We start from the raw sequence: 22,860 nt of genomic DNA on the forward strand, positions 1-22,860 counted from the left end.
CACATGATCTCGCATTGTTCAAAGAGCGCGCAGTTTAGCGGAAGCAGCCGTCATTCTCTATGCCTAGCGCCCGTCAATCTGCTCATTTGATGGCTAAAACCGGTCTGATGGCGCGAAATACCCGGTAACAACACCTCTACGGACGGTGAGCTTTGGCAGATTGGCGTTAGCAATGAGGTCTTCGGTGGGCGATGTTCTGGTTTGAGAAACGGTAGGGTGGCAATACGAGCGGCCGGCACAAGGCCGGCTCTAGCAACGTGATGATACATCACGATCTAAACCTGCAAACTGTAACAGGTGAGTGGGGCTTATTATTCTTGATGTCCGGGGATCTTAAAGTCCCCATGACCTTACACTGTCATTTGTTTTCTTATTATTAATGTCTTTTATTGTTCTTATTATCGATTGCTGACAATGGTGTTTGCCCGTTGTTAATGCTACCCCCTTGTTATTGTTTTTGGGTGGGGGTTGCTTGTGGTTGGCCCGTTGTTGTTTTTGTTGATGGGCCGATCTTCTCTTGCCCGTTAGATATTGCAGGTGCTGTGCCATTTTTTAAAAATGCTTATAAAACAATAAGTTACGGATTGTTGTTCAAAATGTAAGCAATCTGTCAGCAGTGAGATCCAACAGTTTGTTACCGTAAGTGTCAGTGTTGTTACGTAGGGGGGGGGGGGGAGGGAGAGACGTGGGACAAGAAGGGACGTGGGACATTAACTGACGCGGGACATTAACAGACGCAACACATTAAAAGACGCAGAACATGGAAAGACGTTAGGGGCGTGTATTGCGTGTCGTGCGTCTTTCCATGTGTTGCGTCCCTTCTTGTCCTACGTCCCTTAGTGTGTTGGTCTTTGCCAATCCTACTGCGTGGTTGTGCTGGCGGACGAGGCTGCACTGGCCTTTTTTGGGCGAGGAATGCCCAGGCGCTGGCGGCGTTCCCACAGGCATTTGCGGCTGATACCCAGCTTTTGGGCCAGTTCCGTCTCCGACATGCCTTCCTGATGTTCGAGCACAAAATGCTGGAAGTAGTCTTCCAGTGACAGGTCGTCGACGTCTTGTGAGTGGTTGTTAAGGCCGGGTGCATTGGTTGGGGCTTCTTCACTGACCAGAGTGTCCGGGATTTTCCAGTCTTCCTGGTCGAGGCCCATTTCATCCAGATTGATTTCGCCGCCTTCACTGAGAATCAGCGAACGCTGTATGGCATTTTCAAGTTCGCGCACATTGCCGGGCCAGTCGTACCGTAACATGGCGTCCCGGGCTTCGCTGGATAGCAGCACAGGTCCGTCAAACTTGAGTCGGCGGGCGTGTTTGGTAATGAGGTGCTCGGCAATTTCGACGACGTCCTGTCCGCGGTCACGCAACGGGGGCAGGGTTACCTCGATTACCTGTAAGCGATAGTACAAATCTTCCCGGAACCGGCCTTCTTTGACCAGTTGTTTCAGGTTGCGGTGGGTGGCGGCGATCAGCCGGACATCGACGGTTCGCGAATTGACCGAGCCCACGCGGCGAACCTCACTTTCCTGAATAACCCGAAGCAGGCGGGCCTGTGCCTCCATGGGCAGTTCACCAATTTCATCGAGAAACAGGGAGCCACCTTCGGCGGCTTCAACCAGGCCCTGGCGGGCCGCTGTAGCACCGGTAAAGGCGCCTTTCTCGTGGCCAAACAGTTCCGATTCGATCAGGCTCTCAGGAATGGCGGCACAATTGACGCTGATCATGGGCTGGTCGTGCCGGGGGCTGTGCTGATGGATGGCGCGGGCGGCCAGTTCTTTACCGGTACCAGACTCACCGTGAATCAATACGGTAATGTCTGCGGGCGCTACGCGCCGAATTCTGTGATAGAGGCGTTGCATCGACTCGCAACTGCCGACCAGATCGCCGAGCGTGCTGTGTGGCTGGTGATGGCCTTCTTCAGCGTCGCTGTCGCCCGTTTCATGCTGTACCCGCTGTTGACGGTGGGTGCTGACAATGCGACCGACGGTACGCACCATTTCTTCGTGATCAAAGGGTTTGGCAATGTAATCGATGGCACCCATTTTCATTGCATCGACCGCGGAGCGCATACTCGCATAGCTGGTCATGATCAGCACCGGTACGTCTCCGGCCATGTCGATCAAGTCGGTGCCGGGCGCACCGGGGAGCCTGAGGTCGGTGATGATCAGGTCGAAGCGCCCCAGATCATGCTGGCTGGCTTCAGTGACTGATTCGGCTTCCGTGACCTGGTATTGATGACGCTCCAACAGTCGTTTCAATGCTGAGCGGATAATACTCTCATCTTCAACTACCAGAATGTCACTCATATCTGACCTCCGTCACTGCCCGGTCTGTTACCCGCGCTATGGAATGTGTCGAACTGCTTTGTGTGCCGTATCAATCACCTTTTCAGGCCAGTCGATCGCGGCACCCCGGGTTTGGTTGGCCCTCGTGTCAGGCCGTTAAAAGCAGAAAAGCCCGGGTGTGTCGTGTTCAGGGTGTTACCTCAGGTAACAGCCGATGTAAGGGTAACCGAATTGTGAAGCGAGTGCCAATGCCCTCAGCAGCGAACGCGGGGCTGTCGACGGCCATATGACCGTAGTGCTCTTCAACAATGGTATAGGCCAGAAACAAGCCGAGCCCGGTGCCTTTACCGACCTCTTTGGTGGTGAAAAAGGGGTCGAAAATGTGGTCGATGACGTCAGCCGGGATACCCGTCCCCCGGTCGATGACTTCAACAATCGCGCTTTCTACCTCGGCTTCTGCCTGAATCCGGATCACTTCGCCGTCGGGGCTGGCATCCCGGGCGTTGCCCAGGAGATTGATGAAGACCTGGCTCAGTCTCTGGGCTTCACACAGTACGGTCAGGTCATCTGCCACTTCATTGATAAAGATCACCCGCTGGGCATCGCGCGACAACGATAGCAAGTCAATGGCGTCCTGAACGACCTGGCGCAGCGGGTAGGGCTGATGATCGGTCTTGCCATCACCCTGGCCGGCGTGAGCGAAGTTGACCAGTGAACGTACAATTTTTGTCACCCGTCCGGCTTGTTCCCGGATTTGATCGGCAATCAGCTGCTGCTCGGCCGGGTCGGATACGTACTTCAGATCCTGGGCCAGGCAGTCGATGCCAGTGATGGGGTTACCAATTTCATGGGCAACACCAGCCGCCAGCCGGCCAATGGAGGCCAGGCGCTCGGAGTGAACCAGCTCAGATTCCAGGAGTTTATGCTCGGTTTCGTCTTCAAGCAGGATGACGGTGCCTTCGAGCGGTTCGTCCCGGCGCTGCACCTGGGCGCTGCGATGCAGACTGAACCAGCGCTTGCCCCGGCCATCGGCATTGGGTTGTTCCACGGTCAATTTGTTGGACTGACCCTTGAGGAAACTGTCGAGTAAGTCGTACCAGTTGGCAGGCAGGGAGTCGAGCCGGGCTCCAATAGCCTCTGCCTCAATAATGCCGGTCATATCAGCCATGACGCGGTTCCAAAGCAGAATTTCGCCATCGCTGGCCAGTGAGCAGACGCCGATGGGCAGGTTGTACAAGGTTTCCCGGTGGTGGCGGCGCAGCCGGTCCAGTTCGGCGGCCATACCGGTGAGCTGGTGGTGGTAGCCGTCGAGCCGTTGCTCAAAAAAGTAGATGTCGTCCCGCTCGGCCCGCTCGCTTTGTTCGTAGGGTAGATAGCGGGCGACCAGCGCCTGGGCAACACTCGGCCCCATCAGCCCCGAGAGATTGGCTTCAATGGTGTCACGCAGGCGGCGCAGCGCATAGGGGCGGTACTCCCCAAGGGGGAAGCCCAGCGTTTTCAGCGCCCGTTTGACTTCACGTTCGGCCATGATTCGGCCCAGCGGGCGGCTGAGTGTCTCGATGAATTCGCTGACATTGCGGGCTTTCAGCGGCAGGCGATGGCGCCGGTCAACCGAGGTGATCACACAGGTATGGGCGGCGTCTTTCTCTTCTTTACTGGTGCGCGTGAACAGGGACACCAGTACAAAGGCCAGTGCATTGATGCCCAGGGAAACCAGCGTGGTCAGCGACCAGTGATCGGCTTCCAGTGCAAAGCCCATGCGCAACTGGTTACCGAATGACAGACTCTCCGCCAGCATTGGAATGGCGAGACTGGAAGCCCAGATCAGCAAGCCCAGCGTTAACCCGCTGACGAACCCCTTCCGGTTTGCTCCGGCCCAGAACAGCAAACCCAGGATACCGGGCAGCAATTGCAGCAGGCCTGTAAATGCGGTGATGCCCAGTGACGTCAGGTTCTGAACCTGGTTCAGTAACAGATACAGGGCGTAGGACAGACCGATGACCACGCCGATCAGCAGGCGTCGCACCCACAGCAGCCAGCGGTAGACGTCGGCACTGAAACTCGGTTTGTAAAACGGTAGCACCAGATGGTTCATAGCCATACTGGCCATGGAGATCGACGCCAGTACGGTGATACCAGCGGCAGCGGACAGCCCACCCAGGTAGGCCAGCCAGGTCACCCAGGGTTTGTCGAGCAACAAGCCGAGCGACAGGGAAAAGTACTCCGGGCTGGTGGTGGACCCGAGCGATTGGCCCGCCCAAAGAATGGGCATGACAGGCAACGCCATTAATAACAGGTAAATGGGCATCGCCCAACTGGCCATGCGCAAGCGCGACAAATTCGAGGTTTCCCGGAACAACAGCTGGAACAGATGCGGCAATACCAGTGGGGCTGAGACAAACATCAACAGCAGAGAGAACCACTGGACCGGTTGCAGGGGGGGCGTTTGAAATTGAGGGTTGAGTGCCAGGGTTGACCACTGGGTGATTCCCTGCCAACTGCCGAAGACTTCCAGGGCGGCAACTCCGCCGATAATCAGAAACGCCACCAGTTTGAACAGTGATTCAAATGCCAGCGCGAACATCAGTCCCCTATGCTTTTCAGTGGGTGCGATATCGCGTGCACCGAACAGAATGGAGAACGCCAGCAGAATAAGGCAGATCAGCAGGGCCAGCGGCCAGGCCATGGTGTTCGGGTCGAGCAGGGTGATGGTATCGGTGATCGCCTGAATTTGCAGGGCAAGCATGGGCAGCATGGCCAGTACGACGCCCAGTGTGGTCAGGAAGCCGACCCAGCGGCTGCGGTAGCGAAAGGCGAACAGGTCGGCCAGCGAGGCGAGCTGATAGCTGCGAGACAGATCGTGAATCGGCCGCAATATGATTGCGGAGAACACCAGGGCAATGGCCAACCCAAGGTACAAGGCCAGGTAGCCATAACCCAGATGGTAGGCGAGGCCGACGCTGCCGTAATAGGCAAAGGCGCTGCAATACACGCCCAGCGCCAATATATAGACCAGCGGGTGGCGAGCCAGGTTCTGAGGAATCCAGCCACGCTCTGCGCAGTAGGCTGTGAGGAACAGCAACAGCAAATAGCCGAGGCTGACACTGATTAGGAGTTGCCAGCTAAAGTCCATCAGCGTCGGCTCCTCAAATACTCAGCCAGCGCATTGACCAGGATCAGTCCGGTCCAGATCAGGAAAGGCAGGTACCAGAGTTGCACTGTCTCGGTGCCGTCCAGCGAGAATGGCAGCAACAGGTAAAAGGGTAGTATCAACAGCTTGAGTAATAACGACAGTGACATGGGTCGCCCGCCCGTGAATGCGGGCGTTATCCTACCCTTACAGCGGCCAGAATTTAAGCAGCGACTGAAGATTTCCCGACAGGTGCTGTTGGGATTCAGTCCGGGTATCGGTTTTTGATTGCGATGACTTCGTCGAAATGGGTCAGAACAACGTCGACCAGTGCCGGGTCGAACTGACGGCCACGCTCCTGCTCTATCAGGGCTCGGGTATCGTCAAAAGACCAGGGCTGCTTGTAACAACGCTCACTGGTCAGTGCATCAATGACGTCAGCCAGGGCGGCTATTCGGCCTTCAATGCTGATTTCATCACCCTGTTTTCGGTTGGGGTAGCCAGTGCCATCCCAACGCTCGTGATGGTCAAGGGCGATCAGGGCGCCGATCCTGAGGATGGATTTTTCCGACTGGTGCAGCAGGTCGTAACCGATCTGCGAGTGGGTTTTCATGACATCCCATTCCGGTTCATCCAGTGGCCCGGGTTTGTTCAAAACCTGGTCGGGAATGCCAATTTTGCCAAGGTCGTGCAGCGGCGCAGCTTCCCTGATTAGCTGAGCTTGCTGTTCGTTAAGGCCGGCTTTTAGAGCAATCAGTTCGCTGATGTGCGAAACCCGGCGCAAATGCTGGCCGGTTTCCCGGGACCGGTGCTCCACGGCATCGCCAAGAATAAACACGATTTCGCGTTGGCTGTCTTCCAGTTCTGTACGCAGTGCCAGGTTTTCAAAGGCAGTCAGCGCATTCTGGCAAAAGACTTCAAGCAGGTGCCGTTCGATTGGACTCTGGGGCGTCAGGCCCTTTAAGAACAGCATGCTCAGATGCAATTCGTTGGACCGGTAGAGGCACAGATAGCCATTATCCATATAGCGTGAGTGATAGCCGAGTTCGGTGCTGTCAATAAAATTACGAACACGGTCGGTAAGCAGTTGGGTGACCGGTACGCCGACCTTGTTGTGGTATGCCCCAGTGCCGGCGACAACCATCAGTTTGCCCGATTGCTCATGGGCGGCAATGCCCTCGCACTGGGCATAGAGCGCGTCTTCATCCGGCGACAGTATGGCGGATATCTGTTCGAGAATGCCCAGAGCAAAGTCGGTTAGAAACGTTTTCTGCTGCAGGTGAATGGAGGCGCTGAGGATGCGTTCCAGACCCTGGCGGCTGCGATCAAGCGCTATGATGTCCCGATAACTGCGCAAGCAGGAGTACAGCAGGGTGTGCAACTTGCTCCGGGTCAGCTCGGTTTTTTCTTTGTAATCATTGATGTCGTAGTCTGCAATGATGGTCTCTTCCGGTGCCTGGCCGGGCTGGCCGGTGCGCAACACGATGCGAGTAAAGGTATTGTTCAGCCGGGTGCGAATCACCTCGGCCAGATCGAGCCCGGCATGATCCGTTTCCATCACCACGTCGAGTAGGCACAAGGCGGTATCCGGGTTGTCTCTGATCACGGCTTCACCTTCATCAGCGCTGTAGCTGTGCAGGAAGGTTAGGGGGCGGCCGTCAAATCGAAAGTTGCGCAGAGCCAGCGTAGTGATGGCGTGAACCTCTTCGTCGTCATCGACAATGACCACTTTCCAGGGGGCCATTGGCTCGGATTCAGTGGGTGAGCGTTCACTCGCAAAGGTCAGTGTTTCGTTCATGATGCGGTGTCCGGTTGTGAACTCGATGCTGGCGCAGTGTCTATCGGTGAAAAGGGAATGCTAATGATCAGGCGACAGCCCTGATACGGAGGGCTGTCCAGCCGTATTTTCCCATTCAGCTTACCCGTGACCAGGTTGAAAACAATGTTCATGCCCAGGCCGCTGCCACCACTGGATCGGCGAGTGGTGAAAAACGGGTCGAACATGCGTTTTTGAGTGTCGGGTCCCATGCCTTCACCATCGTCTTCATAAATCAGCTCCAGTGTGTTCTCTTGAACCCGGTTGTACAGACGGATCTCACCGGTGCGGGTGCTGTCATCGAAACCATGCAGCAGTGAATTGATAATCAGATTGGTGATGATTTGCGCCAGGGCACCGGGTGTTAGCTGTAATAGGATGTCCGGATCGATGTTGTTGGTGACCGTCACCTGGGTGTTTTTGTATTTTGGTTTCAGGCTGGCCAGAATTTCATCAACGTAGATTTGCAGGTTGATATCGCGTTGTTCATCGCTGGTCTGGTCTACGGCGACTTGCTTGAACGACCGGATTAACTGGGCGGCCCGATCGAGATTGCTGGACAACAGCGCCCCGGTTTCCAGGCACTCGTGGAAAAACCGCTCCAGATCTGATTTGGTCAGCGTCTCCTGTTCCAGTTCGCGTTGTGTCTGGCGAGCTTCCGAGGTGAGATGACTGGCAGCAGTGATGGACACGCCAAGGGGCGTATTAACCTCGTGAGCGACGCCGCTGACCAGGTTGCCCAGTGAGGCCAGCTTCTCACTTTGCAGCAATTCATCCTGGGCAATCTTCAGTTTTTCGAGCGATTCGCTCAGGTCGGTATTGCTGCGTTGCAGCGCTTCGGTGCGTTCGCTCACCGTGGCTTCAAGTTCAGTTCTGTATTCGAGCAGTTCCTGTTCATGCTCAATCAAACGATCGCGTTGGTCGTTGAACGACTGATAGAGTTGGCCGATTTCGTCGGTACGGGCTTCCAGGGAGGGGTCGCGCTGCACGACCCAGGTGGAGACGTCGCCCGTTGAGGTGTGTTCAACAAAATCGGTGAACGCCTTGATCGGAATCGCTACCATACGGTCGACCAGCGCATAGAGCCCAACGAGGAGCAACACTATGGTCAGTACGGCCGAGACGATGACGCCCCCGAGTACCAGTCGAACCTGCTTGTCAATCAGGTCATCATCGCTGCGCAGATAGATCCAGCCAATGGTGGATTCCCCTTCATTGAATGCGTGGACGACAGGGGTGCTGATATACAGGCCGTCGGCGTCGTTCCATTCAGTTCGCTCTTCGTTTGGGGCCCGATCCGTAAAGCTTTGCTCTTTAAGGTCGCCGAGGTTCAGGTTGATCTCACCTTCAGCGCTGTGGACCGCTACGCCGGAAATATAGGGGTCACGCAGCAGCGCATTGGCAGCCCGGATGACACCGCTGTCGTCAAAGGCCCACATCGATTTCTGAATGATAGGCAGCATATTGCCGAGGGAGGCGTCCACATTCTGATCGCGCAACCCCTCCATGGTTCTATTAAGGGTCGAGTATTGCATCAGAATGGTCACCAGTATGGCGATGCCCACGCCAAGTGTGATGAACAACAGCAGACGGCGCGCCAGCGAAGCATTAACGGTCATGTAGTAGAGCTACTCGTCAGCAAAGTCTACTTAGCGTAAACCCGCATTCTGGTTAGCGCCAGCAAACAGGCGTCGATCGACGTATTGAACCGGTTTTGTCCCGGGTTTAAAGGGGCAGTTCCTGGCGTGCTTTCAGACAAGCGGGTGACCATTGCTTGCTGGCTTCAACCAACATGCGTTCCGGCGTGTCCCGCTCGATGGCGAGGCCGAGCCATGGCCAGAGTTGCATTAAATTGTTGATCGCCTGATGGTCATCCAGAGCTGGGGCAAAGTTCTGTTTGCTGAGTTTTTGTCCGGCATGAACCAAAACCGGGAAATGCGCATAATTTGGGCATGGCTGGCCGAGGGCTCGGTACAGGGCCCGTTGCCAGAAGGTAGAGCTGAGCAGGTCAATTCCGCGCACGATGTCGGTCATGCCCTGGTCGCAATCATCCACCACCACCGCCAGTTGATAGGCGAACAGGCCGTCTCGCCGACGAACCACAACATCACCGTAGTCACTTGCCAGCTTGGTATGTTGGGCGCCCTGGAACAGGTCGGTGAACGCATCGTCGACCTCGGGAGCTTGGAAGCGGATGGCCGCATCAGACCGGGGCTGCCGGCAGGCACGACAGGTTCCCGGGTAGACCCGATGCCCGGCCAGTTGCTTGCGGCTGCAGCGGCACCAGAATAGCTGGCCCCGATCGGACAGTCTCTCGATAGCCTGTTGATAGGCATCGCTGCGCTGACTCTGATACATCACCGTCGAATCCCAGAGTAAGGCGTGTGCTTCCAGGCTGCGTAAAATGGCATCGCTGGCACCCGGCTGGGTTCGTGGGGGATCCAGGTCTTCGATGCGTACCCACCATTCGCCGCCATGACGGCGGGCTTCAAGGTAACTGACCAGAGCGGCCAACAGAGAACCCAGGTGTAGCGGTCCGGTGGGCGAAGGGGCAAAGCGCCCGCGATAACGGGCTGGCTGGACAATCATTCAGGCATTGGTCTCCACGCCGTATTGAAATGATAAGGGCACTGGTATTGGACTGGGCGTCACCGATTCTGCATTATGCCCACGGTTTTCAGTCTTTGCAGGTTGTTGTTATGTCTTCTACCCGGCTCGCCGATCGTACCCGACGCATCGCGCCTTTTCACGTTATGGGCGTACTCGCCAAAGCCAGAGCCATGGAAGCGGAAGGTCGCTCCGTCATTAGCCTGTTTGTGGGTGAGCCGGATTTCGGCACTCCACAAGCCATCATAGAGGCGGGCCAGCAAGCGTTGGCGGACGGCCACACCGGCTATACGGCGGCGATGGGCATACCGGCACTGCGGGCCGCCATTGCAGACCGCTACCAGCGCTGGCACGGTATCTCTATCGAACCACATCGCATTGCAGTCACCCCGGGCGGTTCGAGTGCCCTGTTGCTGGCATTTGCCGCCACCATCGACCCCGGGAAAACGGTGTTGTTGCCAGAGCCAGGGTACCCCTGTAATCGTCACTTTTTACAGGTACTGAATGGTCAGGGTATCTCGGTACCTTTGTCGAATGATGGCCTGCGTCTGGATGTAGAGGCGCTCGAGGCAGCCGTCACCAAAGACACCACCGGTCTGTTGCTGGCCTCACCCTGTAATCCAACCGGGCAGGTACTCTCCCTTGATGAATGGACCGCCGCCTCGAATTTTGCCCGCAGGCATGATCTGACGCTGTTTGCCGATGAAATCTACCATGGCCTTACCTTTACCGAGTCGCTACCGCCGACCGCATTGGAAGTGAATGACGAGGCCTGGGTCACCCAGAGTTTCTCGAAATTTTATGGCATGACCGGTTGGCGACTGGGTTGGGCCGTGGTGCCCGAATACGCGGTCGACGCGGCAGAGCGCCTGGCGCAGAATCTGTTTCTATCGGCCCCGGCCATGGCGCAGCAGGCCGCATTAACCGCCTTTACTCCCGAGGTAGAAAAAGAATGCTTTGCCCGCGCTGCTGAACTGAAGGCACGTCGCAATACGCTGGCACCGGCTATTGAAGCGTTGGGGCTCCCGCTGTTGGCCCAACCGGATGGCGCTTTCTATCTTTATGTAGACGTGTCATCGGTTTGCGATGACGCCATGGACTGGTGCCAGCAATTGCTGGAAGAAACCGGTGTGGCTATCGCCCCGGGCCTGGACTTTGGCGGGGCGACGGAACACAGCGCGGTGCGCATTGCCTATACCGTATCGATACCTCGCCTCGAAGAGGCGGTTAGTCGGATTGGTGACTTTTTGGCGCGGCATCCTTATCTGCGGCGTTGCCAGTGATTATCGCTCGTTGATAGTGGCAGTCAGGTAAATACGTCAAACCTGGGGGCAACCCCCGAATGAAGTGTTGACTGACCCGGTGGTCAGCACGAACTCATAGCACCTCAGAACACCCTTCGGCTCCAGGGGCTCAGGAAAGCAGATACAAAACCTGATCCCTGACGGTAAATTCAGCGGGCTTCAAATAATCCCCCTGGCAAGGGCCAGATAAACAGTGACCGGTTTCTATCTCGAACAGGGCGCCGTGGGTGGAGCACTGGATCAGGGCGCCGTCGAGGTCCAGAAAGTCGTTTTCCTGAAACTCGAGTTCGACGCCCAGGTGCGGGCATTCGTTGTGGTAGACGAAAACCTCCCCGTCCTTGCGCACAGCAAAGACCGGTTTGTCGGCAATATCGAAGCCGAGTGACTGGCCTTCGTGCAGGTCGTGAACAGAGCAAAGTTCGATCATTGAGACTCCTGGGTCGACATAAATAAATCGGTTAATCGGGAATGATAAGCGGGCAATCATGGTGTGGATGGCGCTGAACGGTGACGGCCACGTCGAAATACCGTTGCAGTGTGTCGGCTTGAAAAACACGATCCGGCGTTCCCCGTTCGACGATGCTCCCCTGGTGCATCAATACAACCTGGTCGGCGTAACGAGCGGCCAGGTTAAGGTCATGCACCACCAGCAGAATGCCCGCTTTGCGCCGGGCGAAATGCTGAACCGCCTTAAGCAGGGCCTGTTGGTGACTCAGGTCCAGACCAGTGGTCGGTTCATCAAGCAGTAGCAAGCAAGGGCCTTCCGGCTGTGACTCCCAGATTTGTGCGAGCACCCGGGCCAGGTGGACCCGCTGCCGTTCCCCGCCACTGATGTCGTCGATACTGCGTTCGCTCAAGTGGTGTAAATCACACAGTTCCAGGGCCTCCTGCACAATCTGGTTGTCCCGCCGGCGGCCGGTAGCGTGCGGGTATCGACCGAGTGCAACCACTTCCTCGACGTTGAATTCAAAATTCAGCGCATGTTGTTGCGGCAAGACCGCCAGTAGCCGGGCTCTGTCCTGGCCGTCCCAGTGGCGGATGGGTGTGTCATGAAGGCTTACCTCACCCTGTTGCGGCGTCAGCTCGCCGCTCAGAGTGTTCAGCAAGGAACTCTTACCCGCGCCGTTCTGACCAACCAGAGCCGTGATGTGGCCTGGTTCAATGGCAATTGAAACATCGCTCAGAACAGGTTGGCCAGGCGTCAGGCTCAGTGTCAGCTGGTCGGCTCGCAGTGTCATGACAACCGGCCCCGTTGACGATGGATCAGGTAGATGAAAAATGGCCCGCCAATCAGTGAGGTAATGATACCCACCGGTAACTCGGCCGGGCTTAGAACGGTGCGGGCCAGCCAGTCAGCCCAGAGCGTCAGCAGGGCGCCCAGTACCAGGCTCAACGGCAGCAGGCGGCGATGGTCGGCCCCCACCAGCATGCGCACGATGTGGGGCACAACCAGACCAATGAAACCGATAATACCGGTAAAAGCCACGGCGGCACCGACCCCGGCCGCACTCAGATAGACGATGCGGCGTTTTAGCACGGGAACGTCAAAACCAAGATGACGGCACTCTGACTCGCCCAGCAGAAGCGCGTTCAACGGACGCCAAAGCCGGTAAGCCAAAGGGGCGATGATCGTCAATACGGCCGCTGTGATTCCCACTGCAGACCAGGTAGCGGCGGAGAAACTGCCCAGACTCCAGAACGTCAGGGTGCGTAATTGTTCATTGGTCGACAGATATGCACACAGCCCAATGCCGGCGGCGGCCATCATATTGAAGGCGACACCGGCGAGAATCAGACGCAACGGAGCTGCGTGACTGTTGTGACCGAGCAGCATGACCAGCCGGGTGGCGGCCAACCCCCCGACAAAAGCGACCAGTGGCAGCAGGAAGGGCCGCAGCGCGCCGGGCAGGGTATTTGACAGGTTTCCGGCCATCACAATGACAACAACGACCATCAAGGTAGCACCGCTGGATACACCCATTAACCCAGGTTCGGCCAAAGGATTTCTAAACAGTCCCTGAATCAGCACACCGCAGACAGCCAGCAATGCGCCCACGCACAGAGCCAGAAGGGTGCGCGGAATTCGGATTTGCCAGAGTATCAGCCCCTGTAGCTCTTCTCCGGGGCCGGTAAACAGGTGCTTGATCAGCGTTGGCCAGGGCAGATGGGTGGGTCCGGTCGCCAGGCTCACCGCCAGAGACAGCGCAAACGCCAGTGCGAGCCCTGCCCACAGCCAGGCTGCGGGCAAGTGTTTCATTGCGCCTCCAGCAGGGTGCGTGCCTGTGACCGCAATAGCTGATCCTGATTGCCGACAATGGCGTCCAGCTCCCAGACTTCGAGCCTGGACCCGTCCGAGAGTGTGATATCACGCACCAGTGATACTTCAACGCTCCGGTTCAGCTCGCTGTCCTGTAGCATGGGTTCAGCCAGATAGAGGGTGTCTCGCGGTTGCAGGGCGCTGACCTGTTGCAACCACTGAGAGGCATCCCCGGCGACCAGGGGCAGGGGTATGCCGTGTTTGGTGGTTCTCGATACAAAGGCGGGGCCAGCACTCAGTGAATAGCCGAAACTCGGTTGTTGCCGGCGAGACTGGTGATTCAATTGCTCAGCGGCCATTTGCAACACCCGGGCAGCGCAGACGGCATTCATGGCGTAATGCTCATCGTCACCCAGGCCAAACACCAGGGTAAAACCTTCGGGCAGGAGCACGCCACCGTAGAGTTCGCCCACTTGGGTGATGAGGTGTTCATACCGGGCCCAGAGTCCTTGCAGTTGATGAGCATCGTACTGGCGCGTCAGGGCATCCCAGTTATGACACTGCACATTGAGCAGGGCGACGTCGCAGTAGGCCCCTTTTTCACCCACCAGATGTGTTTGCTCAAGCAAGCGTTCCGCTTCAGCGGAATCGGTTGAGGTTGCCAGAGTGCGTAGCACCTGAGCATTCCGGTCCAGGGCATTGCTCAGGCGTTGCACCAACATTCGGATCTGATGCTCGGGCGGTCCACTGAAGGCATCGCGCCATTCGGGTATTTGTTCGCTCAATTGTGTCGCCAGCTTCCGGGTCGCCTGATCTTGCAGGCGAGTTCGCCAGACGATCAGGCCGGTGGCGAGCATCAGCGCCAGCAGGTTGAGTAGAAACCACGCCCGGTAAGCTCGCTGCTCCCAGGCGCGCAGCGGTCGGTCATCCAGTTGTACTTCGACGTTCCCGAGTAGATCCGATTCAAAGTACACCGGGTGGCTGAACCGCTGTATGGCATCGGGATTGCGCCCGCCGGGGCGAGACGTGAGTGTGATGTTCTGGCTGGTTGAGTTCAGGCTGGTGTTGAACACCAGAGGCTCTTCAGCAGTGCGATTGAGCAGCAGGCTGATGGCCAGGCGGTCGCCGCGCTGCAGCGGCGCAGCAATGTCGAACGCGAGGGTTCGCGCCAGGCTATCGCCAAGACGCTGACCTGCCTGCCCGAGTGCGTCACTGGCAGGCTGATACCAGAATACCCAGAGCATCAGATTGACCATAAGCAGCAAGGCCAGGCTAAACCCGGTCAGAGGTTGCCATAACCAGCGCTGCCAGTGCCGGAGCAGGCGTTTGTTCGCGCGTGTATCGGGTTGCGCCTGGGGGATGCGAGTGTCTTGCGTCATACAGGGTATCGGGATGCTCTGCTGGTGAATAAAATCCGGGTCCGGTGTTGGTGAAGCTCGTCACCTGCCTCGCATTGCGATAGGTATGCGGTTCAGCGCTTCCTTAATTGTTCCGCGGCGTCCCAGTCGATACAATACGGCGGCCTGTCACCATGGTGGCGGCCGCGGCGCGGTCAGCGGCGCTCCCATCAACTGCCGGGAGTCGTCCTTCGAGCTCAAGGCGGCTATGGTAGCGGTATTTCGGGCTATAAAGAACCCGCGGTTCAGTGAATCCGGTGCAGTCCCTACTCCGTCCCAATCAATGAGGAAACATCATGAGTAATGCGGTAGAGCAGTTGCAGACGCAACTGAGTCAGATCAAAAAAGGCCTGTTTATGATGGGTCCGGACCGGGTTCGCGCCATGTCCACCCATGAAACTGAAGACCTGATCGTTGAGTTGCAAGCAGTGACAGACCAGGCGCTGGCCGAGCTGGCCACGCTGAAAGGCGAGTAATTCCACCGACCGGAGCCGTGCCTGGTGAGTTCCATTTTAATGTTAAAGGTGAGTGGTCACGACCGTATGGGCCTGACCGCCGAGCTCACCACAACGCTGGCTGAATTTGGCGTCATACTCCTCGACATGGGCCAGTCGGTCATTCATGACCAGGTATCGCTGGGCATGTTGCTGCAATTACCGGACGGTGCCGACACCTCGGGTGTGCTCAAGGAGATTCTGTTCAAGGCTCATGAGCTGGGCATTCACGCCCGCTTTACGCCAGTGGAAGAGTCGGCCTACACCGACTGGGTCGGGCAGCAGGGCAAAGACCGCTATGTGCTGACCTTGCTGGCGCGCCGCATCACCGCCCAGCAACTGGCGCGGGTCTCCACTGTGGTCAGCGAACAGGGTCTGAACATTCAGGACATCACCCGCCTGACTGGCCGCATTCCACTGGATGCAACGGCAGACAGCGGCAAAGCCTGCATTGAACTGACTTTGCGCGGGCAGCCGGTCAACCCGGATGCGCTGCGTCTGGCGTTTCTGGATATCAGCAGTCAGCTCGATATCGACGTCGCCTTTCAGCAGGACACCGTGTTTCGGCGTAACCGCCGACTGGTGTGTTTTGATATGGATTCAACGCTGATTGAAACCGAAGTCATTGACGAGTTGGCTAAAGCGGCGGGTGTTGGCGATCAGGTGGCGGCCATCACTGAACAGGCGATGTCCGGTGAACTCGATTTTCAGCAAAGTTTCCGACAACGCATGGCATTACTGAAAGGATTGGATGAATCGGTGCTGGCCGGAATTGCAGAGCAACTCCCAATCACCGAGGGCGCTGAGCGTCTGATTCGAACGCTACGGGCTTATGGCTTCAAAACGGCCATTCTGTCCGGCGGTTTCACCTATTTCGGGCACTATCTGCAGCAGCGCCTGGGCATTGATTATGTTTATGCCAATGAGCTGGAGATCGCCGATGGCCGTGTGACCGGCGAGGTGAAAGGTACCATCGTTGATGGCGCTCGAAAGGCTGAACTGCTGCGAGAGTTGGCGCAGCGGGAAGGTATTCAATTGGAGCAGACGATTGCCGTGGGCGACGGTGCCAATGATTTGCCCATGCTCAGCCAGGCCGGACTGGGTATCGCTTTTCGCGCCAAGCCCATTGTTCGGGAAAGTGCACGCCATGCGATTTCAACGCTGGGTCTGGACGCTGTTCTCTATCTGCTGGGATTCAGGGATCAGGATATTCACTGATTCAGGTTGCAGAGTTTGCTCCCAAACGAGTGACGGGTGCTGGGTGTACCTATCCGGGGTAGTCCGCAGCAAGGACTAAAACGCCAGGAGCGTTTTAGCACGAGCGAAGCGAGCCCGAAGGGTGATTCCCATGGAGGGGATTCATATCCTGCGGTCTAGGCCCCATGGATGGGTTGAGTGGGCGGCATTCCGCCCGACCCCGGATAGGTACACCCAGTGCCTGGCACGGACCAGGGGCAAAAAAGGTGCAAATTCCAAAACGTGAGTTATTACACCGCTTCTTCTTCATCGTTGGCATCGAATTCGTAATCCATGCCGGTCAGTGGTGCCTGCACGTAGTAACCCTGAATGTAATTCACCCCCAGTTCCCACAGTGAGGCGAGGACTTCAGCACTCTCGATTTGTGGAACGATGGAGTTGATGTCCTGTTTGTGGATCGCGTTGACCAGGGTTTCCAGCGGTGCCATGGCTTTGTCGTTGGCTGACAGGGCTTCAATAAAGCTGCCATCGACCCGAATGTAATCGATGTCGAGGTGGCGCGTTACCGACAGGCCGCTTTCAATCATGCCGAAATGCGTCAGTGCCAGCTTGCATTTGAGCAGCGCCAGCCCCTTGCTGAAGGCCTTGGCGACTTTCAGGTAGCTTTGTGCCTGTTCTTCGGTGATCTGGAAGGTCAATGCATCGCCGGGCAGCTTGGAGGCCTTCAATGCGCTGTTCACCCAGGGCAAAAAGGTAGGGTCCTGAATCGAGCTGGGCGTCAGGTGTATGAACACCTGGGTGTTGTGGCCGCGCTTACGATGCTCGGCCAGCGTTTTTATGGTGTTCAGTACGACCCAGCGGTCGAGCTTGGCACCCTGGTTACGGGCTTCGATCAACGGCAGGAATTCTTCTGGCAGAACATCGGCGCCGTCTTTGTCGACCAGACGCAATAGCACGTCGTAGTGCTCTCTGCTGTCACCCCTCAGGCTGATGATGGGCTGGAACATAATGCGGAAGCCATCGTTTTCGAGGGCGTGATCGACCTTGCCCGCCAGGTTGTCGTCGGATAAATTGGCAATGTCAGATTTGTCGTAGTACTGCACTCCGGTCTTTTCATGGATCGCCCGGGTATAGGCCTGATGTGCATGGCTTAATGCTTCCTGCCCGCTCTGACAGCGCTCGTCGATGTGCGCGATGCCAAACATGACGTCGACAGGCAGGGTGCGGCCATCGACTTCAAACAGATGGTCGGCGATTTCCTTGCGCACCTTGACGGCGTCCGCTTTGATATTGTCTATGTTGCCGGTGGAAAGCAGCAACGCAAAGCTGTCATCGCCGTAACGTGCCAGCAACGAGCCTTCCGGCTGGTATTTGGCGTAAACCTCGGCCAGTTCTTTCAGAATAACGTCAGTCCCGGCGATGCCGGCTTTGGTTTTAAGATCACTGAAGTTGGTGATGCCAATGTGCAGGACGATCTGGCTGGCGTTGGACTTCAATACTTGCTGATAGGCCGTTTTCAACACATCGGTGAAGTGCTGGCGGTTGTAAAGCCCGGTCACCAGATCCTGTGAACTGATCTCCTTGATTTTTGCTTGCAGCTCTTCATTGTCGGCATCGTTGCGCCGAATCACCAGTTGCGTGCAGGGTTCACCTTCGTAGCTTGCGCCTGACAAGGTCATGCGAATGTTGAATGGCTCGCCATTGACGTGTTCAGCGACGCAAGCCAGCTCACCCGTGGAGCCATCGCGGTAGGTTTTCAGTGAGCTTTTGAGTTTGTCGAGATCTTTGCGGGCGATCAGGTCCATGATCGGGGTACTTTGCAGCTCTTCCAGATCATCGTAACCGAACAGGGTCTGGTAGGCTTCGTTGGCGTAAATGTGCATGCCTTCGTGAACGTAGGCGATGGCATCAACAGAGCTGTCGAGTAACAGTTGGCAGCGTTTCTCGGTTTCCTGCAGGCTGGCGCGCGTCTCGCGCAATTCGCGGCGAGCCCTCAACGCTGCTTTTTCCCGTTTCACTGCACTGACCAGATGCTGTTCTTCGCCTTCAACCAGGACGTCGGTCAGTCCTGCTTCCAGGGCTTCGCCGATACGCTCTGCGTTGTAGGTTTCAATGAGTGCCAGAATGGGCAAGTCTTTACCGGCGCGTTGTATGGTTGCCACAGCGGCTGTCGGATCGACGGTCTGGGTGTCCAGCTTAACCAGCAGCATGTCCCAGTGTTGTTCCGACAGCACTTTTTCCAGCTCGCTCTGGCTGGCAATAAAGTGAGAACGAACGGCCTGGCCAGCATTACGCAGGCTACTGAGCAGAGGTTCTGCTTCACTTTGGGTGTCATGAATAACCAGGAGTCGGAGCGCGCTTGCGTTACTTTCAGGCATAAATCAACTATCGCGACGGAGTTTTTAGACTAGGGGTTCGAGTATAGTGACGAACGGTCGATCTTGACAGTCGCTCGCCGGTTTTTTTGGCGTGGCTGGTTCAGGCTGAGAGCGTGGTCTCGCTTTTTAGACAAGCCTCGCGCTTTTTGCCGCCCTGACTGCCCGGTTAACGGTAAGTGCGCCTCAGAGCTGGCGCCAGAGGCTTTCGAAGCTGTCATCGGCGCCGATGGCCTGGCTTTTCTCGGGTTCAGCCAGTTTGTGCGCAACTTTGCGCACCTGGAACTGACTCAGAATGCCGGTGCTCAGGATCCGTTTGGTGAGCTGATATTTGCCTTCATTGCCCGATATATTGATGGTGACTTTGTTGCCAACCTGGAACGGCAGTCGTGGCGTGAGCACCGAGGCATCCTGGCCGATCGCCCGGATCTCCGGGATAAACAGGCCGCGCAGGTAGTCGCCGTGGGCCCCGGTTTTGTGTAATTGCCGAATTCCGCAGGGCTGACTGTTGGGCGCAATTAACTCTACGCCCATCTGGGTACCACTGTCTTTGCTCTGGCGCAGCCAGCGAACAACGCCCAGGTTCCAGTGTTGCAGTTTTTCTTCCTTGACAGCAACGACCTCACCGGTTTTCAGGTTGTTTGCTGCCTTGTCGGTCCATTGAATGCAGTAGCCGCGCGGGCTGACATTGACCAATAAACCGGAATAGCTGGGGTGGTCTTCCAGAGCGTCTTGCGGGAACTCGATGGCTTCCTCTTCACTGCCGGGCATGCGCCGTTGCCCGGCATCAAACGAGTCTTCCCAGACATCCTTTTGCGACTGTACAGCTTTGGTCTCGAACGCTGCGAAGCGAGAGCTGACGGCGCCAATAAAGGGGTTTTCTGCGTTCGCCGACTCACCATAGAGCTGGGAGTAAAAGCCGACACCCCCCGACATGTGAAAATGCGTTCCGGTCAACCCAACGGTGAGTGAGACCTTGCCGCTGGATTGAGTGCGTGAAAAGGCTCGCTGCTTCATGCCGCCCCAGGACTGAACCAGATGCTCCAGCAGCGCCTGGTTGAAGTCTTTGGGCAATATGCGGCTGGGTGCTTTGTCGTCGGTTCCGGTGGATGCTTGAGTCCGTTTTAGTTCGTCGTGCAGTGGCCGGACCAGCGGCAACGTATTAATACCCAGGTATTCGGAGAAACTGGCTTGCTTGATCAGGTAACTGTATTGCGGCGGCTGGTCGGTTTCGGGGTTGATCACCAGCACGGATTTATCGTCGGCCACATCGTCTATGTCGAGCAGCGGCGCCCAGCGCGGCAGGGCAGCGTAGACATCGGTCAGTTCGCGCTGCAGCAACTGGTTGGCCTGGCTGGTCCCGAGCAATACCGCTCTGAGGTATACCTCCTGAATCGTCGAGCGTCTCCCCTGTTCGTTTTCTTCGACCGGTGTGGTGTGCAGGTTGAATGCCGACGCTATCTGGTACAGCTGGTGAATTTCTCGCCACAGCCCGGTCGGAGTTGGAATGTACAACTGATAGGAGCGCAACAGGCTTGGAATCAGGTCGCTCAGCGTTCTGTGTACCGCTTTGGCCATCAACGCCTTTTGCTTGATGGTGCCTTGCGCCAACATGTGTTGAACGATGATCTTGTAGCCGATTGCCAGGTGAGTTTGCAGTGCCTGGGCCAGGTTGGCGACTTTGCGTTGCTGGTCATCCAGTGCAACGCCCTGATTCAGGTATTTTTGGTTCAGTGAGTTGCAGACGTAGTGAATCGGTTCGCGCACCATGTCCATCAGTTCCAGGCGCGACGCGTCGCTGATGCGCAACTGATTGAATTCGATAACAGCATGGTACAGCTGACGTGAGGTTTCCCCGATATTGGCCATCGGCAAGCCCGTTACCCAGGCCTTCAGCTGGCGGGCATTGGGTTCACAGAATGACAGGGTCGTCAGGGTCTGCTGCGGGATATTGAGATAGTGTTTCGGCCTGTAATCCATTCAGTGCTCTACCCAGTGTCTTGCCGAAGTATAGTCGTGTTGCCGCGGTGTCAATGTCATTGATGCTGTCGCCGTGCCTTTTGACTGGTCAGATGTCGCCAGGGCAAACGCGAATCGTCCAGTGTTTCAGGCCCTGTAGTACCGTAGATTAACGACCTATTACGTCTATGGGAACCAGTAGCTGACAGAAAAACGGCAATTTACGCCCTTTTTATGACAGTCATTAGTGTGATGTGCCTCACATTTTTGGTGCGCAGACCGTAATCATGCCTCGTTTATCCAGCGTTTATGGTCATCTCCGGGAACTTCTCGAACCAGACGCGGTAACAGATAACCCGGCAGCCGGGACTGCAACTGTTGCCAGATTAACCGAGCTTTGTCGTCGGCTGTATCGAAATGCGCTGCCCTGGCAACCGGGTCGAGAACGTGCAGGTAGTACGGCAACACGCCCTGATCAAACAGCGCATGGCTGAGTTCAGTCAGGGTGTCGACCTGGTCGTTGATGCCTTTTAAGAATACCGCCTGATTCAACAATACCGTTCCACTGGTACGCAGGGCAGTCAATGCCGGATGCAGTTCTTTATCAATTTCCCGGGCGTGATTGGCGTGCAACACCAGAACGGTCTTGAGGCGGGTCTGCGTCAGTAATGCGACCAGGCCCTCATCGACGCGTGCTGGCAATACGATGGGGGTGCGGCTGTGCAGGCGCAGGGTCGTCAGGTGGGGTATCTGCTCCAGTGCAGTAATGAGCTCAGACAGGGCTTTGTTGTCGAGGCTCAGTGGGTCCCCTCCACTGAGAATGATTTCGTGAATATCAGGTCGCTGACGCAAGTAGTCGAGGGCCGGTTGCCATTGCCGGGCCGTAAGGCGATTGTCCGCATAGGGAAAGTGCTGGCGAAAGCAGTACCGGCAATGTACGGCGCAGGCCTGGGTGGTAATCAGCAAGGCCCTGCCCGGATATTTGTGGACCAGACCGGGTACCGGGTTATGGTGTTGTTCCTGCAGCGGGTCGTCGATATAACCCTGCGCTGGCTGGCGCTCAACACTCAGCGGCAGAACCTGAAGCAACAGCGGGTCGTTAGCGTCGCCGGGCGTCATACGGCGGATATAGGACAGCGGCACCCTCAGTGGAAAGTGAGGGCTCTCATCGACTCGGGATGCGATGGGATCCTGGCTCAGGTTGACCAGTCGCAGCAATTCAGGGACCGAACGGACGGCTTCTTTCAGTTGCTGCTGCCAGGATGTTGAGCAATCGATGCTGGAAATGCCCGCGGGGGAGTCCACACGGGGGCCAAACTCAGTTAACATAGCGCCTCTTTGAGCAGTGCACTTAGCAGGAAAAGGTTAATGGCCACATATTCTACCAGTGAATTCAAAAGCGGTCTGAAGGTTCTTCTTGAAGGCGACCCTTGCGCGATCGTTGAGAACGAATTCGTTAAACCCGGTAAAGGTCAGGCCTTTAGCCGGGTCCGTTTGAGAAACCTGAAAACCGGCCGGGTCTGGGAGCGTACTTTCAAATCCGGCGAATCCATCGAAGCCGCTGATGTACTCGACATCGACATGGAGTACCTCTACAGCGACGGCGAGTTCTGGCATTTTATGAAGACTGACGGCTCTTTTGAGCAACTGCCAGCAGACGTATCGGCGGTCGGCGATACCAAAGACTGGCTGAAAGAGCAGGAGCAATACGTGGTGTGCCTGTTTAACGGTACACCGATCTCCGTATCGCCGCCAAATCACATTGAACTGGAAATCGTTGAAACCGATCCGGGCCTCAAAGGCGACACCGCCACCGGCGGTTCCAAGCCCGCGACGCTGGCCACAGGCGCCGTGGTTAAGGTGCCTTTGTTCATCAACCAGGGTGAGATCATCCGGGTTGATACAAGAACGCGCGAATACATCAGCCGCGCCAAGCAGTAAAACAGGGGTTGACTCATCGTAACGCAAGTTACGGAGTTGGAGTCGGCCTGGTGGTAATGGTCCGCACCGGCTACCGGGGGTATCCCTGCGGGGTCGGGCGGAAT

The 22,860-nt window shown here is 56.7% G+C and carries 17 protein-coding genes; 4 read left to right on the top strand and 13 right to left on the bottom strand.

The features are described 5' to 3' along the window. Positions 1-860: 860 nt before the first annotated feature. The 6 genes from G565_RS0101005 to gluQRS all read right to left on the bottom strand — a co-directional run bounded on the left by G565_RS0101005 (position 861) and on the right by gluQRS (position 9,814). Positions 861-2,300, bottom strand: a complete 1,440-nt coding sequence (locus G565_RS0101005; RefSeq protein ID WP_028669307.1) for a sigma-54-dependent transcriptional regulator — start codon at positions 2,298-2,300, stop codon at positions 861-863. 166 nt (positions 2,301-2,466) lie between these two features. Next, complete coding sequence (locus tag G565_RS0101010) at positions 2,467-5,412, bottom strand: sensor histidine kinase (protein WP_028669308.1); 2,946 nt, start codon at positions 5,410-5,412, stop codon at positions 2,467-2,469. Continuing rightward, the gene (locus G565_RS26680) at positions 5,412-5,579 is read right to left on the bottom strand and encodes a hypothetical protein (protein WP_157599969.1); all 168 of its coding nucleotides are present in this window, start codon (positions 5,577-5,579) and stop codon (positions 5,412-5,414) included. The genes G565_RS0101010 and G565_RS26680 overlap by 1 nt, the downstream gene beginning before the upstream one ends. 95 nt (positions 5,580-5,674) lie before the next feature. Continuing rightward, positions 5,675-7,207 (bottom strand): DUF3369 domain-containing protein, encoded by a 1,533-nt coding sequence (locus G565_RS0101020; protein ID WP_028669309.1) that lies wholly within the window; start codon positions 7,205-7,207, stop codon positions 5,675-5,677. After that, the gene (locus G565_RS25660) at positions 7,204-8,844 is read right to left on the bottom strand and encodes a sensor histidine kinase (RefSeq protein WP_051207075.1); all 1,641 of its coding nucleotides are present in this window, start codon (positions 8,842-8,844) and stop codon (positions 7,204-7,206) included. The genes G565_RS0101020 and G565_RS25660 overlap by 4 nt, the downstream gene beginning before the upstream one ends. Before the next feature lie 106 nt (positions 8,845-8,950). Beyond that, on the bottom strand, positions 8,951-9,814 hold the full coding sequence (gluQRS, locus tag G565_RS0101030; protein ID WP_028669310.1) for a tRNA glutamyl-Q(34) synthetase GluQRS: 864 nt from the start codon (positions 9,812-9,814) through the stop codon (positions 8,951-8,953). A gap of 110 nt (positions 9,815-9,924) precedes the next feature. Here gluQRS and G565_RS0101035 point away from each other — a divergent pair, with 110 nt between their 5' ends. After that, positions 9,925-11,115, top strand: a complete 1,191-nt coding sequence (locus G565_RS0101035; protein ID WP_037337103.1) for an aminotransferase class I/II-fold pyridoxal phosphate-dependent enzyme — start codon at positions 9,925-9,927, stop codon at positions 11,113-11,115. A gap of 130 nt (positions 11,116-11,245) precedes the next feature. Here G565_RS0101035 and G565_RS0101040 read toward each other — a convergent pair whose 3' ends face one another. The 4 genes from G565_RS0101040 to G565_RS0101055 are packed head-to-tail and all read right to left on the bottom strand — an operon-like array spanning position 11,246 to position 14,772. Then, positions 11,246-11,563 (bottom strand): Rieske (2Fe-2S) protein, encoded by a 318-nt coding sequence (locus tag G565_RS0101040; RefSeq protein ID WP_028669312.1) that lies wholly within the window; start codon positions 11,561-11,563, stop codon positions 11,246-11,248. A 31-nt stretch (positions 11,564-11,594) separates the two neighbouring features. Further along, the gene (locus G565_RS0101045) at positions 11,595-12,374 is read right to left on the bottom strand and encodes a heme ABC transporter ATP-binding protein (RefSeq protein WP_037336941.1); all 780 of its coding nucleotides are present in this window, start codon (positions 12,372-12,374) and stop codon (positions 11,595-11,597) included. Further along, positions 12,371-13,393, bottom strand: a complete 1,023-nt coding sequence (locus G565_RS0101050) for a FecCD family ABC transporter permease (protein ID WP_028669314.1) — start codon at positions 13,391-13,393, stop codon at positions 12,371-12,373. The genes G565_RS0101045 and G565_RS0101050 overlap by 4 nt, the downstream gene beginning before the upstream one ends. Continuing rightward, positions 13,390-14,772, bottom strand: coding sequence for a hypothetical protein (locus G565_RS0101055; protein ID WP_028669315.1), 1,383 nt, complete (start codon positions 14,770-14,772; stop codon positions 13,390-13,392). Before G565_RS0101055 ends, G565_RS0101050 begins: the two co-directional genes overlap by 4 nt. Positions 14,773-15,086: 314 nt before the next feature. Here G565_RS0101055 and G565_RS0101060 point away from each other — a divergent pair, with 314 nt between their 5' ends. Next, entirely contained in the window at positions 15,087-15,266 is a 180-nt protein-coding gene (locus G565_RS0101060; protein WP_028669316.1) for a hypothetical protein, read from the top strand. 24 nt (positions 15,267-15,290) lie between these two features. Continuing rightward, positions 15,291-16,502 (top strand): phosphoserine phosphatase SerB, encoded by a 1,212-nt coding sequence (gene serB, locus G565_RS0101065; protein ID WP_028669317.1) that lies wholly within the window; start codon positions 15,291-15,293, stop codon positions 16,500-16,502. A gap of 269 nt (positions 16,503-16,771) precedes the next feature. On the opposite strand, the gene G565_RS0101070 is transcribed toward serB, so the two are convergent. From G565_RS0101070 to epmB, 3 genes are all read right to left on the bottom strand, one after another. Continuing rightward, on the bottom strand, positions 16,772-18,859 hold the full coding sequence (locus G565_RS0101070) for an EAL domain-containing response regulator (RefSeq protein WP_028669318.1): 2,088 nt from the start codon (positions 18,857-18,859) through the stop codon (positions 16,772-16,774). A gap of 183 nt (positions 18,860-19,042) precedes the next feature. After that, positions 19,043-20,836 carry a hypothetical protein gene (locus tag G565_RS0101075; protein ID WP_028669319.1) on the bottom strand — a complete coding sequence of 598 codons (1,794 nt, stop codon included), beginning with the start codon at positions 20,834-20,836 and terminating at the stop codon, positions 19,043-19,045. 264 nt (positions 20,837-21,100) lie between these two features. After that, a complete protein-coding gene (gene epmB / locus G565_RS0101080) occupies positions 21,101-22,144 on the bottom strand; it encodes an EF-P beta-lysylation protein EpmB (RefSeq protein ID WP_051207077.1) in 1,044 nt (347 codons plus the stop codon). Between the two features lie 39 nt (positions 22,145-22,183). Here epmB and efp point away from each other — a divergent pair, with 39 nt between their 5' ends. Continuing rightward, positions 22,184-22,756 (top strand): elongation factor P, encoded by a 573-nt coding sequence (gene efp, locus G565_RS0101085; RefSeq protein ID WP_028669321.1) that lies wholly within the window; start codon positions 22,184-22,186, stop codon positions 22,754-22,756. Positions 22,757-22,860: the final 104 nt, after the last annotated feature.

The organism is Saccharospirillum impatiens DSM 12546 (genome assembly GCF_000423605.1).
GTDB classification, from domain to species: Bacteria; Pseudomonadota; Gammaproteobacteria; order Pseudomonadales; family Natronospirillaceae; genus Saccharospirillum; species Saccharospirillum impatiens.

Coding starts and splice junctions, on each gene's coding strand:
- G565_RS0101020 (WP_028669309.1), bottom strand. CDS start 7,207: ATGAACGAAACACTGACCTTTGCGAGTGAACGCTCACCCACTGAATCC.
- G565_RS0101070 (WP_028669318.1), bottom strand. CDS start 18,859: ATGCCTGAAAGTAACGCAAGCGCGCTCCGACTCCTGGTTATTCATGAC.
- G565_RS25660 (WP_051207075.1), bottom strand. CDS start 8,844: ATGACCGTTAATGCTTCGCTGGCGCGCCGTCTGCTGTTGTTCATCACA.
- efp (WP_028669321.1), top strand. CDS start 22,184: ATGGCCACATATTCTACCAGTGAATTCAAAAGCGGTCTGAAGGTTCTT.
- epmB (WP_051207077.1), bottom strand. CDS start 22,144: ATGTTAACTGAGTTTGGCCCCCGTGTGGACTCCCCCGCGGGCATTTCC.
- G565_RS0101010 (WP_028669308.1), bottom strand. CDS start 5,412: ATGGACTTTAGCTGGCAACTCCTAATCAGTGTCAGCCTCGGCTATTTG.
- G565_RS0101005 (WP_028669307.1), bottom strand. CDS start 2,300: ATGAGTGACATTCTGGTAGTTGAAGATGAGAGTATTATCCGCTCAGCA.
- G565_RS0101050 (WP_028669314.1), bottom strand. CDS start 13,393: ATGAAACACTTGCCCGCAGCCTGGCTGTGGGCAGGGCTCGCACTGGCG.
- G565_RS26680 (WP_157599969.1), bottom strand. CDS start 5,579: ATGTCACTGTCGTTATTACTCAAGCTGTTGATACTACCCTTTTACCTG.
- G565_RS0101075 (WP_028669319.1), bottom strand. CDS start 20,836: ATGGATTACAGGCCGAAACACTATCTCAATATCCCGCAGCAGACCCTG.
- G565_RS0101055 (WP_028669315.1), bottom strand. CDS start 14,772: ATGACGCAAGACACTCGCATCCCCCAGGCGCAACCCGATACACGCGCG.
- G565_RS0101040 (WP_028669312.1), bottom strand. CDS start 11,563: ATGATCGAACTTTGCTCTGTTCACGACCTGCACGAAGGCCAGTCACTC.
- G565_RS0101060 (WP_028669316.1), top strand. CDS start 15,087: ATGAGTAATGCGGTAGAGCAGTTGCAGACGCAACTGAGTCAGATCAAA.
- gluQRS (WP_028669310.1), bottom strand. CDS start 9,814: ATGATTGTCCAGCCAGCCCGTTATCGCGGGCGCTTTGCCCCTTCGCCC.
- G565_RS0101035 (WP_037337103.1), top strand. CDS start 9,925: ATGTCTTCTACCCGGCTCGCCGATCGTACCCGACGCATCGCGCCTTTT.
- G565_RS0101045 (WP_037336941.1), bottom strand. CDS start 12,374: ATGACACTGCGAGCCGACCAGCTGACACTGAGCCTGACGCCTGGCCAA.